The 12,899-nt window shown below is 68.3% G+C and carries 12 protein-coding genes; 2 read left to right on the top strand and 10 right to left on the bottom strand.

Annotated features, from left to right (window positions below; genetic code table 11):
- Nucleotides 1-33: 33 nt before the first annotated feature.
- From SB754_RS04500 to SB754_RS04485, 4 genes are read right to left on the bottom strand one after another with little or no spacing between them, the layout of a single operon-like run.
- A complete protein-coding gene (locus SB754_RS04500; RefSeq protein ID WP_410781158.1) occupies nucleotides 34-2,007 on the bottom strand; it encodes an ABC transporter ATP-binding protein in 1,974 nt (657 codons plus the stop codon).
- Between the two features lie 11 nt (nucleotides 2,008-2,018).
- Complete coding sequence (locus SB754_RS04495) at nucleotides 2,019-3,752, bottom strand: ABC transporter ATP-binding protein (RefSeq protein ID WP_410781157.1); 1,734 nt, start codon at nucleotides 3,750-3,752, stop codon at nucleotides 2,019-2,021.
- Entirely contained in the window at nucleotides 3,743-4,393 is a 651-nt protein-coding gene (locus SB754_RS04490) for a TetR/AcrR family transcriptional regulator (protein WP_410781156.1), read from the bottom strand. The genes SB754_RS04495 and SB754_RS04490 overlap by 10 nt, the downstream gene beginning before the upstream one ends.
- Nucleotides 4,394-4,439: 46 nt before the next feature.
- Nucleotides 4,440-5,408 (bottom strand): aldo/keto reductase, encoded by a 969-nt coding sequence (locus tag SB754_RS04485; protein WP_410781155.1) that lies wholly within the window; start codon nucleotides 5,406-5,408, stop codon nucleotides 4,440-4,442.
- Between the two features lie 266 nt (nucleotides 5,409-5,674).
- Here SB754_RS04485 and SB754_RS04480 point away from each other — a divergent pair, with 266 nt between their 5' ends.
- Nucleotides 5,675-6,172, top strand: coding sequence for a methylated-DNA--[protein]-cysteine S-methyltransferase (locus SB754_RS04480; RefSeq protein ID WP_410781154.1), 498 nt, complete (start codon nucleotides 5,675-5,677; stop codon nucleotides 6,170-6,172).
- Nucleotides 6,169-6,789: a DNA-3-methyladenine glycosylase I gene (locus tag SB754_RS04475; RefSeq protein WP_410781153.1), complete on the top strand. Its 621-nt coding sequence runs from the start codon at nucleotides 6,169-6,171 to the stop codon at nucleotides 6,787-6,789. Before SB754_RS04480 ends, SB754_RS04475 begins: the two co-directional genes overlap by 4 nt.
- Nucleotides 6,790-7,191: 402 nt before the next feature.
- Here the strand turns inward: SB754_RS04475 and SB754_RS04470 are convergent, their stop codons facing one another.
- From SB754_RS04470 to atpA, 6 genes are read right to left on the bottom strand one after another with little or no spacing between them, the layout of a single operon-like run.
- On the bottom strand, nucleotides 7,192-8,001 hold the full coding sequence (locus SB754_RS04470; protein ID WP_410781152.1) for a YaaA family protein: 810 nt from the start codon (nucleotides 7,999-8,001) through the stop codon (nucleotides 7,192-7,194).
- Nucleotide 8,002: 1 nt separating this feature from the next.
- On the bottom strand, nucleotides 8,003-8,566 hold the full coding sequence (locus SB754_RS04465; RefSeq protein ID WP_410781151.1) for an AAA family ATPase: 564 nt from the start codon (nucleotides 8,564-8,566) through the stop codon (nucleotides 8,003-8,005).
- A 1-nt stretch (nucleotide 8,567) separates the two neighbouring features.
- Complete coding sequence (locus SB754_RS04460) at nucleotides 8,568-8,828, bottom strand: F0F1 ATP synthase subunit epsilon (RefSeq protein ID WP_410781150.1); 261 nt, start codon at nucleotides 8,826-8,828, stop codon at nucleotides 8,568-8,570.
- A gap of 1 nt (nucleotide 8,829) precedes the next feature.
- The gene (atpD, locus tag SB754_RS04455; protein ID WP_410781149.1) at nucleotides 8,830-10,293 is read right to left on the bottom strand and encodes a F0F1 ATP synthase subunit beta; all 1,464 of its coding nucleotides are present in this window, start codon (nucleotides 10,291-10,293) and stop codon (nucleotides 8,830-8,832) included.
- Between the two features lie 25 nt (nucleotides 10,294-10,318).
- The gene (locus tag SB754_RS04450; protein ID WP_410781148.1) at nucleotides 10,319-11,218 is read right to left on the bottom strand and encodes a F0F1 ATP synthase subunit gamma; all 900 of its coding nucleotides are present in this window, start codon (nucleotides 11,216-11,218) and stop codon (nucleotides 10,319-10,321) included.
- Between the two features lie 37 nt (nucleotides 11,219-11,255).
- The gene (atpA, locus tag SB754_RS04445) at nucleotides 11,256-12,893 is read right to left on the bottom strand and encodes a F0F1 ATP synthase subunit alpha (RefSeq protein ID WP_410781147.1); all 1,638 of its coding nucleotides are present in this window, start codon (nucleotides 12,891-12,893) and stop codon (nucleotides 11,256-11,258) included.
- Between the last annotated feature and the right edge of the window lie 6 nt (nucleotides 12,894-12,899).

The raw sequence follows: 12,899 nt of genomic DNA, 5'->3' as shown, positions 1-12,899 counted from the left end.
CCAAGCTTACCCCCGAATTACCCGCAGAAACCCCTACTCCCCTGCGGCGCCCGCGAACTGTGCGTTGTAGAGGGAGTAGTAGGCGCCGCCGCGGGCGAGGAGTTCGGCGTGCGTGCCCTGCTCCACGATGTGGCCGGCCTCCATCACCAGGATGAGGTCCGCGTCGCGGATGGTGGACAGCCGGTGCGCGATCACGAACGAGGTGCGGTCGGCGCGGAGGGCGCTCATCGCCTTCTGCACGAGCAGTTCGGTCCGGGTGTCGACCGAGGAAGTGGCCTCGTCGAGTATGAGGACGCTCGGCCGCGCAAGGAAGGCCCGCGCGATGGTCAGCAGTTGCTTCTCGCCGGCCGAGATGTTCGACCCCTCGTCGTCCAGCACGGTGTCGTAGCCGTCCGGCAGCGAATGCACGAACCGGTCGACGTACGTGGCGCGCGCAGCGTCCAGCACCTCCTCGTCGGTCGCGTCGGGCCGGCCGTACAGGATGTTGTCGCGGATGGTGCCCTTGAACAGCCAGGTGTCCTGCAGCACCATGCCCATCCGGCTGCGCAGATCGTGCCGGCTCATGGTCGCGATGTCGACGCCGTCCAGCGTGATGCGGCCGCCGTCGAGCTCGTAGAAGCGCATCATGAGGTTGACCAGCGTCGTCTTGCCCGCACCGGTCGGGCCGACGATCGCGACCGTCTGGCCCGGCTGGGCGACCAGCGACAGGTCGTCGATCAGCGGCGTATCCTCGACGTAGCGGAACGAGACGTCCTCGAAGGCGAGCAGGCCCTTGGTGCCCTCCGGGCTCTCCGGGGCCTTCGGGTCCGGAGACTGCTCGTCCGCATCCAGCAGCTCGAAGACGCGCTCGGCGCTGGCCACACCGGACTGGAGCAGGTTCGCCATCGAGCCGAGCTGCGTGAGCGGCTGGGTGAACTGCCGCGAGTACTGGATGAACGCCGTCACGTCTCCGAGCTGCATCGCGCCGCTCGCCACCTGGAGGCCCCCGACGACCGCGATCGCGACGTACATCAGGTTCCCGACGAACATCATGGCCGGCATGATGATGCCCGAGATGAACTGCGCTCCGAAGCTCGCGCGGTACATCTCCTGGTTCTTCTCGCGGAAGCGCGCCTCCACCTCGCGGTGGCGCCCGAACACCTTCACCAGCGAGTGGCCGGTGAAGGCCTCCTCGATCTGGCCGTTCAGCTCACCGGTGTGCCGCCACTGCGCCACGAAAAGCTTCTGCGACCGCTTCGCGATCACCGTGGTGATGAGGAGCGTCAGCGGGATGGTGATCAGTGCGATCACGGCCAGCAGCGGCGAGATCACGAACATCAGCACGATCACGCCGATGACGGTCAGCAGCGACGTCAGGAGCTGGCTCATCGTCTGCTGCAGCGACTGCGAGATGTTGTCGATGTCGTTGGTGACTCGGCTGAGCAGCTCGCCGCGCTGCATCCCGTCGAAGTACTTCAGCGGGAGGCGGTGGAGCTTCTCCTCGACGTCCGCGCGCAGGCGGTAGACCGTGCGCTGCGTGACGCCGTTGAGCACGTACGCCTGCAGGTAGCTGAACACCGACGACAGCACGTACAGCGCGAGAACCCAGAGCAGGGTGGTGCCGACGGCGGTGAAGTCGATGCCGGCGCCGGGCGTGAACGTCGTCCCGGACAGCAGGTCGGCCAGCTGGTTCTGGCCCTGTGCGCGCAGGCCGGCGATGATCTGCGCCTGGGTCGTCCCCGACGGGAACTGCAGCGAGATCGCCCCGGCGAACACGAGGTTGATCGCGTTGCCGAGCAGCTTCGGGCCGAGCACGGCGAAGGTCACCGAGATCACGGCCAGCAGTGTCACGGCCGCGATCGCCAGCCGCTCCGGGCGGAGCCGGCCGAGCAGTCGCTTGGCGCTCGGGCCGAAGTTCATGGACTTCTGGACGGGCATGCCCATCCCGCCGAACGGTCCGCCGCCGCCGGGGCCGCGCCGCATCGGAGGGCCCGCAGGCCGGGCCGGAGCCGTCGTCTTGTCGCTCATCCCTGTCTCCCTTACGCCGCGTCCTGAGCCGCGAGCTGCGACGACACGATCTCCGCGTACGTCGGGTTGTTCTCTACGAGCTCGTCGTGCGTCCCCCGGCCGACCACGCGGCCGTCGTCGAGGACGATGATCTGGTCGGCATCCACGATCGTGGACACCCGCTGGGCGACGACGATCATCGTCGCGTCCGCCACGTCCCGGGCCAGCGCCCCGCGGAGGCGGGCGTCGGTTGCGGTGTCGAGCGCCGAGAAGGAGTCGTCGAAGACGTAGATCTCCGGCTTCCGCACCAGCGCCCGCGCGATGGCCAGCCGCTGGCGCTGACCGCCGGACACGTTGGTCCCGCCCTGCGCGATCGGCGCCTCCAGCCGCTCCGGCATCGCCTCGACGAAGTCGCGGGCCTGTGCCACCTCGAGCGCGTGCCAGAGCTCGTCGTCGGTCGCGTCCGGGTTGCCGTAGCGGAGGTTGGAGGCGACGGTTCCGGAGAACAGGTACGGCTTCTGCGGAACGATCCCGATCCGGGACCACAAGACCTCGGGGTCGAGGTCGGCGACGTCGACTCCGTCCACCAGCACGATGCCGCTGGTGGCGTCGAAAAGGCGCGGGATGAGGTTGACCAGCGTCGTCTTGCCGGCACCGGTGCTGCCGATGATCGCGGTCGTTTTGCCCGCCTCCGCGAGGAAGGTGATGTCGGTGAGCACGGGATGCTCCGCGCCCGGGTACGAGAAGCCCACGTCGACGAACTCCACCGTCCCATGCGCCGACACCTCGGTGATCGGGTCCTCTGCGACGCGGACCGAGGACTCGGTGCCGAGCACTTCGCCGATCCGGTCGGCGCAGACGGCCGCGCGCGGGACGAGCACGGCCATCATGGTCGACATCATCACGCCCATGAGGATCTGCATCAGGTACTGCAGGAAGGCGGTCAGCGTCCCGATCTGGAGGGAGCCGTCCTGGATGCGGAACGACCCGAACCAGATGACGGCGACGCTGGAGACGTTGAGCACCAGCATGACGATCGGGAACATCAGGGCGAACAGCCGGCCCGCCTTGAGGGCCGTGTCGGTGACCTGGTCGTTCGCCTTCCGGAAGCGGTTCGTCTCCACGTCCTCGCGGACGAACGCGCGCACGACCCGGATGCCGCTCAGCTGCTCCCGAAGCACGCGGTTGACCCGGTCGATGCGCTCCTGCATGCGCCGGAACAGCGGGACCATGCGCGAGATGATGATGCTCACCGCCACGAGGAGGGTGGGGACGCTGACTGCGATCAGCCACGACAGGTCGATGTCCTGCTGCATGGCGAGCACGATGCCGCCGACGGCGAGGATGGGCGCGGAGACCAGCAGCGTGCAGGTCATCATCACCAGCATCTGCACCTGCTGCACGTCGTTGGTGTTCCGGGTGATGAGCGATGGCGCGCCGAACGACGACACCTCTCGCTCGGAGAACTCGCCGACCCGGTGGAAGATCGCCTCGCGGAGGTCGCGGCCGACCAGCATGGCGACCTTGGCGCCGAAGTAGACGGCCGTGATCGCACACGCGACCTGCACCAGCGTGACGGCCAGCATCTCGACGCCGACCGACAGGATGTAGCTGGTGTCGCCCTTCGCGATGCCGTTGTCGGTGATGTCGGCATTCAGCGTAGGGAGCCACAGCGACAGCAGCGACTGCGCGAGCTGGAAGACGATCACCCCGATCAGGAGCGGCCAGTGCGGCCGCAGGAAACGGCCGAGGAGTCTCAGGAGCATGATGCCTCCGTGGTGGACGGGGTGGTGGACGGGGTGGTGGGTGACGGTGCGAGGTGCGGCGACGTGCCGGCGATGCCGACGAGGACCATGCGGGCGAGCTCGTCGACGCCGAACTCGATGCCCTCGTTGAGAGCGGGGAACGCCGACGAGAAGCTGATCAGGCGGAGCATGTGAGCCACCCGCTCCGGCGGCATGGTGAGGTCGTCGGCTTCGGGTTGGAGGATGCCCGCGATGATGCGGGCGAACTCGCCCCGCTCCTGCGGTACCGGCGGACGCTGCGGGCCGATCACCGGCATGATCCGCATGACGCTGTGGAAGCGCTCGCGCAGCAGGTACAGGATGGCGCGGACCTTGTTCTCGAGCGGAAGCGCCGGATCGATGCTGCGCAGCGCCTCGCGGAGCGGCTCCGGATCGAGGTACTTCTCGATCGCCGCCTGCACCAGCGTCTCCTTGTCGCCGAAGGCCCGGAAGATGGTGCCCTCGGCGATTCCGGCCGCCTCGGCGATCTGCCGGGAGGTCATGCTCCGGCCGTGCTCGAGCAGGAGCGGGATGACGGCGTCGATGATCATCGCCTTGCGCTCCTCGGCCGCCATGGGCTGCGCGCGCGTGCGCGGCGAATCGCTCATGGCATCCTGTTGCATGCCGTCATGCTAACCGGAGTGAGTGCTCACTCACAAGCGTTTCCGCTCAGTTCGTCGCGAAGATCCCCGAGATCGCCTCGACGTCCACGGCGGTGGGCGTCCACGCTGTGGCGGCGTCCGCGTTAGCGACGATCTGCTCGGGCTTGGTCGCCCCGGCGATCACGCTGGTGAGTCCCGGTTGGGCCAACAGCCAGGCGAAGGTCGCCTCCAGCATGGTGACGCCGCGGTCGTCGCAGAAGGTCTGGAAGCGGTCCATCCGATCCCACGGAGCGTTCTCGAGCAGGTGCCTGCGGAGGTGCATGATCCGGCTGTCGGCCGGGCCGCCCTCCCGGGTGAACTTGCCCGTGAAGAGGCCGTTGTAGAGCGGGAAGTACGGGAGGAAGCCGAGTCCGTACCTGTTCACGGCGGGCAGCACCTCGCGCTCGGCGTCGCGCGCCAGGAGGCTGTACTCGTTCTGTGCGGAGACGAACTTCGGGTGGCCGTGGAGCCGGGCGGTGAACTCCGCCTCGGCGATCTGCCAGCCGGTCAGGTTGGAGTGGCCGATGTACCGGATCTTGCCCTCGGCGATGAGGTCGTCGAGGGTGTCCAGCGTCTCCTCGATCGGGGTCACGCCGTCCGGCTGGTGCAGCTGGTAGAGGTCGATCCAGTCGGTGCGGAGCCGGCGGAGGGAGCTCTGGACGGCCAGGCGGATGTAGCGGCGCGAACCGCGGACGCCCCAGTCGGGCCCGTTGACGCCGGCCATGTCCATCCCGAACTTGGTGGCGAGGACGATCCGGTCGCGCTTCCCCTCCAGGGCCTTGCCCATCAGGGTCTCGGAGAGCCCGCGCTCCTTGCCGTAGATGTCGGCGGTGTCGAACAGGGTCACGCCCGCGTCGATCGCGGCGCCGATGACGGCGTCCGTCCCCTCCTGCGTCTCGGTGGCGGTGTCCTTCCGGCCGAAGTTGTTGCAGCCGAGGCCGATGGTGGAGACCACGAGCCCCGAGTGTCCGAGAGTGCGGTATTCGATGTTCGCCATCCTTCGAGTCTAGGCGCGGCCTCCCGCGCCCTCCCGCGCCCTCCCGCGCCCTCCCCCGGCCTCCGCCCTGGCGCCGAGTGGTGAGTTGATGCTGTTTCTGGCGCCGAATAGCGACATCGAGTCACCACTCGACGCGAGTACGGCGGGAGGGAGGGGCGGAGATGACGGGCGGCGAGGAATCGTGCACAGGGGGCGGTGGATGCGAGTTCTCCCCGATGTCCGAATCCCGCGAGTGGAGGGTCGGTCGTGCGCTCTAGAGTCGACCCATGAGCAGTTCCTTCGCCTATCTCCTCCGCACCACGAGCCCCATCGGGCGGCTCGAACTCACCAGCGACGGCACCGCCGTGACGTCGCTCTCGATCGAACGGGCCGGCCGGCTGCCGCTCGACGACCATCCCGAACGCAGTACGCCCGTGCTCGACGATGCGGTCGCGCAGCTCGCCGAGTACTTCGCCGGTTCACGCCGCGCGTTCGACGTACCGGTGCGCCTGAACGGCACACCCTTCCGCCAGGCGGTGTGGGAGCGGCTCTCCGAGCTGGAGTTCGGCACGTTCGTCTCGTACGGAGAGCTGGGCGCATCCCTCGGCCACGCCGGCTACGGGCGTGCGATCGGAGGCGCGGTGGGCGCCAATCCGATTCCGATCATCGTGGGCTGCCACCGGGTGCTCTCGTCCAGCGGCCGGGTGACCGGCTACAGCGGAGGCGACGGCATTCCCACCAAGCTCTGGCTGCTCGAGCACGAAGGGATCCTGCTGGCCGCATGAGCGACGAGAGCGTAGCGATCGCGTCCACCACTCCACCGACGCCCATCCGATCGGCTCTCGTCGTCGGGGACGACGGCCTGTCCCGGTGCTCCTGGTCGGCAAGCGACCCGGAGTACCGGCGGTACCACGACGAGGAGTGGGGCCGCCCCCAGCACGATCCGCGCGCCCTGTACGAGAAGCTGTGCCTCGAGGGCTTCCAGGCGGGGCTGTCGTGGATCACCATCCTGCGACGGCGGCCGGCGTTCCGGGAGGTCTTCCTCGGGTTCGAGCCGGAGCGGGTCGCCGCGATGACGGAGGACGACGTCCTGCAGCTGCTGCAGGATGCGCGCATCATCCGTCACCGCGGCAAGATCGAGGCCACGATCTCGAACGCCCGCGCAGTGCTGGCGCTCGACGTCCCGCTCGAGGAGCTGATGTGGGGTTTCGCACCAGAGCCGCGCGATCAGCGGCGGCCGCGAAGCTGGGGAGAGATCCCGGCGGTCACGGCCGAGTCGACGGCGCTGAGCAAAGAACTGCGCCGCCGCGGCTTCCGGTTCGTGGGGCCGACCACCATGTACGCGTTGATGCAGGCGACCGGTATGGTCGACGACCACTTCGAGGGCTGCTTCCGGGCCTGAGCAGCCCGGAGACCGGCAGCCCGCAGGCCGGGCGATCTGCAGGCCGGGCAGCCCGGAGGCCGAGCAACCCGAAGACCGAGCAGCCTGGAGGCAGTACCGAGAGAGTCGGGCCGACGGCGGATGTGGCTCCGACGCCGGATTCTCGCTGGTGAGGACGCTACCGCTCGTGCCCGACCGCAGGCGGATTATCGGCACTCACACTCCGGTGTGGAAACGACGTGTGGGGATGACACGCCGGCCACCACACATCGGCCCGACTAAGTGAGGCCGTAAGAGCATTTCTGCGCCCACGTCCTCGGATCAGTGATCCTCTCTCTTGCTTGTGAGCATATCTCACTTTCCAACACTGCACCACTGTACGTTCGCCGTGAACCGGCGGCCCAGCGCTCACGGACCCAGCGCTCAGGCGCGTAGCGAGGCCATCAGGCTGCCGGGAACGCCGCGCACCTCCGGCACGATGAGCTGAAGATCGCGGGACCCGTCGCCGGCAGGACGGAGCTCGTAGCCCTCACCGGCGGCCCAGCCGAGAAGCTCGTCCGTCGATCCGAACGCCGCACCCCCCTCGATCAGCGCCCGTGCAAGCAGGCCCTTCGCCTGCTTGTTGAAGTGGTTCAGCGCGCGCACCTCGCCGCTCTCGTCGCGCGCGAGCACCCGCACGTAGTGGGCCCCGTCGCGGTCGGGAAGTGGCGCCAGGGCCGCATACCCCTCCGACCGCAGATCGAGCAGCAGGTCGTCCCGATCCCGCAGGGCCGCGGCCCCGGCGACGGACCAACGCCGCTTCAGCGACGCCGCGCCACGCTTCAGAGACAGCCGGGAGTCGAAGGACAGCCGATAGGCGGGAACCGGATCCGCGGCGCCCACCAGACCGAGGAGCGCCGACTGCACTGCCACCGAGCGGGAGGCCACCTCCCACTCTGCTTCGCTGAGGCTCGCCGCGTCCAACGCGTCGTACAGCACTCCCGTGTACCGCTCCAACGCCCGCATCGTCGGCGCCGACGGGATGGCCCGGTTGCGCTCCACCTCACCCGCCTGCTTCGGCCCGAGCTTGAGGGCGCGCACGGCGGCCTCATGATCCGACGCGAGCTCGACGACAGCCTCCACCACCTCCCGGCGAACAGGATGCAGCGAGGGGAAGCTCAGACGATCCAGGGCGAGCGGGGACCCCGCTCCCCCGTCCCTCTTGGTCTCAGAGGGCGGGAGCAGGATGAGCACCCTAGCCCTCCACGAAGTCCAGGGCGGCGTTCGCGTTCTCGCCCAGAGGAGCGGCCGTGTCGAGCGTGATCCGCGGGAGAGCGCCGCAGGCGCCCTTCCACTCGTCGTACTCGTCGGTGCTCTGCTCGACCGCCCACGCCGCGACGAGGCCCGACCGCTTGGCGAGGCGCTTCTCGTGCAGTTCCGGGTCGGAGCACACCGTCTCGACGACCCGCAGTTTCACGCCGCTGCGCGCGGCCAGGTCACGCCACTGGAGCCGCGCGGGCTCCACCGCGTTCACGGCGTCGACGACGACCGAGTGACCCGAGAGCAGCACCTGCTCGGCCATGGTCTCGGCCACCAGGTAGGCGGCGAGACCGGTCGGCTGGTCGGAGTCGATGTTGGCGCGCAGGATGGCGGCCTCGATCGGGTCCACCGAGATCACCGTGGCGCCGATCCGGCCGGCGATGATCTCCGCGAGGGTGGACTTGCCGGAACCGGGAAGCCCCGCCATCGCCACCAGCATCGGGACGCGGACGTCTCCGAACTGGCGCTCCAGCGGGGCTCCCGGCTGCTGCTCAGCCATCTCAGACCAGCTCGGCCTGACGGGCCACGACAGTGACCGTGTTGTTCTCGACGGAGAGGAAGCCGTCATCGGCGTTCGCCGTGATCGACTCGCCCCCGTTCAGGGTCACGCGCACCTCGCCCTCGGCGAGGATGGCGAGCAGCGGCTCGTGGCCGGGCAGGATACCGATCTGCCCCTCCACGGTCCGCGCGACGACCATGCTCGCCTCGCCCGACCACACTTCGTGGTCGGCGGCGACGACGCTGACGGTGAGGACGGCCATCTCAGCCGTTCTCCTTCTGGATCTGCGCCCACTTCTCCTCGACGTCGGAGATCGCTCCGACGTTGAAGAACGCCTGCTCGGCGACGTGGTCGAACTCGCCCTTGGCGATGGCGTCGAACGACTCGATGGTCTCCTTCAGCGGGACCGTGGAGCCCTCGACACCGGTGAACTTCTTCGCCATGTAGGTGTTCTGCGAGAGGAACTGCTGGATCCGGCGCGCACGCGACACCGTGATCTTGTCCTCCTCCGACAGCTCGTCGACACCGAGGATCGCGATGATCTCCTGCAGTTCCTTGTTCTTCTGGAGGATCTGCTTGACCGTCGTGGCCACGCGGTAGTGGTCCTCGCCCAGGTAACGGGGGTCGAGGATGCGCGAGGTCGAGGTCAGCGGGTCGACGGCCGGGTAGAGGCCCTTCGACGCGATCTCACGGGAGAGCTCGGTGGTGGCGTCCAGGTGGGCGAAGGTGGTCGCGGGCGCCGGGTCGGTGTAGTCGTCGGCCGGGACGTAGATCGCCTGCAGCGACGTGATCGAGTGACCACGCGTCGAGGTGATGCGCTCCTGCAGCTGACCCATCTCGTCGGCCAGGTTCGGCTGGTAGCCCACCGCGGACGGCATGCGGCCGAGCAGCGTCGACACCTCGGAGCCGGCCTGGGTGAACCGGAAGATGTTGTCGATGAAGAGCAGCACGTCCTGGTTCTGCACGTCGCGGAAGTACTCCGCCATCGTCAGAGCCGACAGGGCGACGCGCAGACGCGTTCCCGGCGGCTCGTCCATCTGGCCGAAGACGAGCGCGGTCTTGTCGAAGACGCCCGCCTCCTCCATCTCGTGGATGAGGTCGTTGCCCTCACGGGTGCGCTCGCCGACACCGGCGAACACCGACACACCACCGTGGTCCTGCGCCACGCGCTGGATCATCTCCTGGATGAGGACGGTCTTGCCCACGCCGGCACCGCCGAACAGGCCGATCTTGCCGCCCTGGACGTACGGGGTGAGGAGGTCGATGACCTTGATGCCGGTCTCGAACAGCTGGGTCTTCGACTCGAGCTGGTCGAACGCCGGCGGCTGGCGGTGGATCGGCCAGCGCTCGGTGATCTCGATCGTCTCGCCCGGCTCCGCGTTGAGCACGTCGCCGGTGACGTTGAACACCTTGCCCTTGGTCACGTCGCCGACGGGCACGCTGATCGGAGCGCCGGTGTCGCGGACCTCGCCGCCGCGGACCAGGCCGTCGGTCGGCTTCAGCGCGATGGCGCGGACCAGGTCGTCGCCGAGGTGCTGCGCGACCTCGAGGGTGATCTCGTTCGACTCGTCGCCGATGGTGATCGTGGTCTTCAGAGCGTTGTAGATGCCGGGAATCGCATCGTGCGGGAACTCGATGTCGACGACCGGGCCGGTGACGCGCGCGATGCGCCCGACGCCACCCGGCTGCGCGGTCGAAGCCTGGGCTTCGGCGGTAGCGGTAGTCATGATTCTTATCTCTCTCGTAGGACGTTTACTTTGCCGAGCTCAGGGCGTCGGCGCCGCCGACGATCTCGGAGATCTGCTGGGTGATCTCCGCCTGACGGGCGTTGTTGGCCAGACGGGTGTAGTCGGTGATGAGCTTGTCGGCGTTGTCGCTCGCCGCCTTCATCGCCTTCTGCGTTGCCGCGTGCTTGGAGGCGGCGGACTGCAGCATGGCGTTGAAGATGCGGCTCTCGATGTAGACCGGCAGCAGTGCGTCGAGCACCGTCGCCACATCAGGCTCGAACTCGTAGAGCGGGAGCACCTGGGTGCGGTCCGGCTCCTCGACGCCTTCGACGACCTCCAGGGGCAGCAGGCGGACGACCTGCGGCTCCTGCGTCAGCATGCTGACGAAGCGGTTGTAGATGATGTGGATCTCGTCCACCCCGCCGTCCGCGGCGTCGCGCAGGAAGGACTCGAGGATCGCGTCGGCGACCTCCTTGGCCTGCTCGAACTCCGGAGCGTCCGTGTTGCCCGTCCAGACGCGCTCGAACGCGCGGCGGCGGAAGCTGAAGTAGCCCTGCGCCTTGCGGCCGACGAGGAAGTACACGACCTCCTTGCCTTGGCTGCGCAGCAGCTCGGCGAGCTTCTCGGACTCCTTGAGCACGTTCGAGTTGAACGCGCCGGCGAGACCGCGGTCGGAGGAGAAGATGACGATCGCAGCGCGTTCGATCTTCTCGGGCTCCGTGGTCAGGACGTGCTCGACGTTGGAGTAGGTCGCCACCGCCGACACCGCGCGCGTGATGGCGCGGGCGTACGGCGAGCTGGCGGCGACCCGCGCCTGCGCCTTCTGGATGCGGGAGGCGGAGATCAGCTCCATCGCACGGGTGATCTTCTTGGTCGTCTGAGCAGACCTGATCTTCTGCCGGTAGACCCGAAGCTGTGCTCCCATGTGTCTCCTCTTACCTATTCTGCGATCGCGGCGGCGCTCAGCGCTTGGCCTTGACGATGCGCTCCTGGTCGACCTCGTCCTGGTCGATCGCGTCGAACTCCTCGCGCCCGACCGATGCGAGGGGCTTGCCCTCGCCGGTCTGGAACTCGAGCTTGAACGCGTCGATCTCGGAGCCGAGCTTGGCGACCGTGTCGTCGTCGAGGACGTTGGTCTCGCGCAGCGTGTCGAGGATGTCGGTGTTACGGCGCAGGTGGTCCAGCAGCTCCGACTCGAAGCGGAGGACGTCCTCCACCGCGACCTCGTCGAGCTTGCCGTTGGTGCCGGCCCAGATCGAGACGACCTGCTCCTCCACCGGGTACGGCGAGTACTGCGGCTGCTTGAGGAGCTCGGTCAGGCGGGCGCCGCGCGCCAGCTGACGGCGGCTGGCCGCGTCGAGGTCGGACGCGAACATCGCGAACGCCTCGAGGGAGCGGTACTGCGCCAGCTCGAGCTTGAGCGTGCCGGAGACCTTCTTGATCGACTTCACCTGCGCATCGCCACCGACGCGGGACACCGAGATGCCCACGTCGACCGCCGGACGCTGGTTGGCGTTGAAGAGATCGGACTGGAGGAAGATCTGGCCGTCGGTGATCGAGATCACGTTGGTCGGGATGTACGCGGAGACGTCGTTCGCCTTCGTCTCGATGATCGGCAGGCCGGTCATCGAGCCGGCGCCCAGCTCGTCGGAGAGCTTGGCGCAACGCTCCAGCAGGCGGGAGTGCAGGTAGAAGACGTCACCCGGGTAGGCCTCGCGTCCCGGCGGACGGCGGAGGAGCAGCGACACGGCGCGGTAGGCCTCGGCCTGCTTCGACAGGTCGTCGAAGACGATGAGGACGTGCTTGCCGCCGTACATCCAGTGCTGGCCGATGGCCGATCCGGTGTAGGGAGCCAGGTACTTGAAGCCGGCCGGGTCGGAGGCGGGAGCCGCGACGATGGTGGTGTACTCCATCGCGCCGGCGTCCTCGAGCGCGCCCTTCACCGAGGCGATGGTCGAGCCCTTCTGGCCGATCGCGACGTAGATGCAGCGCACCTGCTTGTTGACGTCGCCCGACTCCCAGTTGGCCTTCTGGTTGATGATCGTGTCGATCGCGATCGCGGTCTTGCCGGTCTGGCGGTCGCCGATGATGAGCTGGCGCTGACCGCGGCCGACCGGGATCATGGCGTCGATCGCCTTGATGCCGGTCTGGAGCGGCTCGTGCACCGACTTGCGCTGCATGACGCCGGGCGCCTGCAGCTCGAGCTCGCGGCGGCCCTCGCTGGCGATGTCGCCGAGGCCGTCGATCGGGTTGCCGAGCGGGTCGACCACGCGGCCGAGGTAGCCGTCGCCGACAGGGACGGAGAGGACCTCGCCGGTGCGGGTCACCTCCATGCCCTCGACGATCTGGTCGAACTCGCCGAGCACGACGACGCCGACCTCGTTCTCGTCGAGGTTCTGGGCGAGGCCGAGGGTGCCGTCGGAGAAGCGGATGAGCTCGTTGGCCATCACGCTCGGGAGGCCCTCGACGTGCGCGATGCCGTCGGAGGCGTCCAGCACGTGGCCGATCTCGGTCGCCTGCGCGCCGCCGGGCTCGTAGCTGCTGACGAAGTCCTTGAGGGCGTCGCGGATCTCGTCGGGGCTGATCTGGATGTCTGCCATTGTGAT

Origin of the sequence: Leifsonia sp. SIMBA_070 (genome assembly GCF_046534635.1) — a bacterium.
Taxonomy (GTDB): domain Bacteria; phylum Actinomycetota; class Actinomycetes; order Actinomycetales; family Microbacteriaceae; genus Leifsonia.
This window is presented reverse-complemented; position numbering and strand designations above follow the sequence as displayed.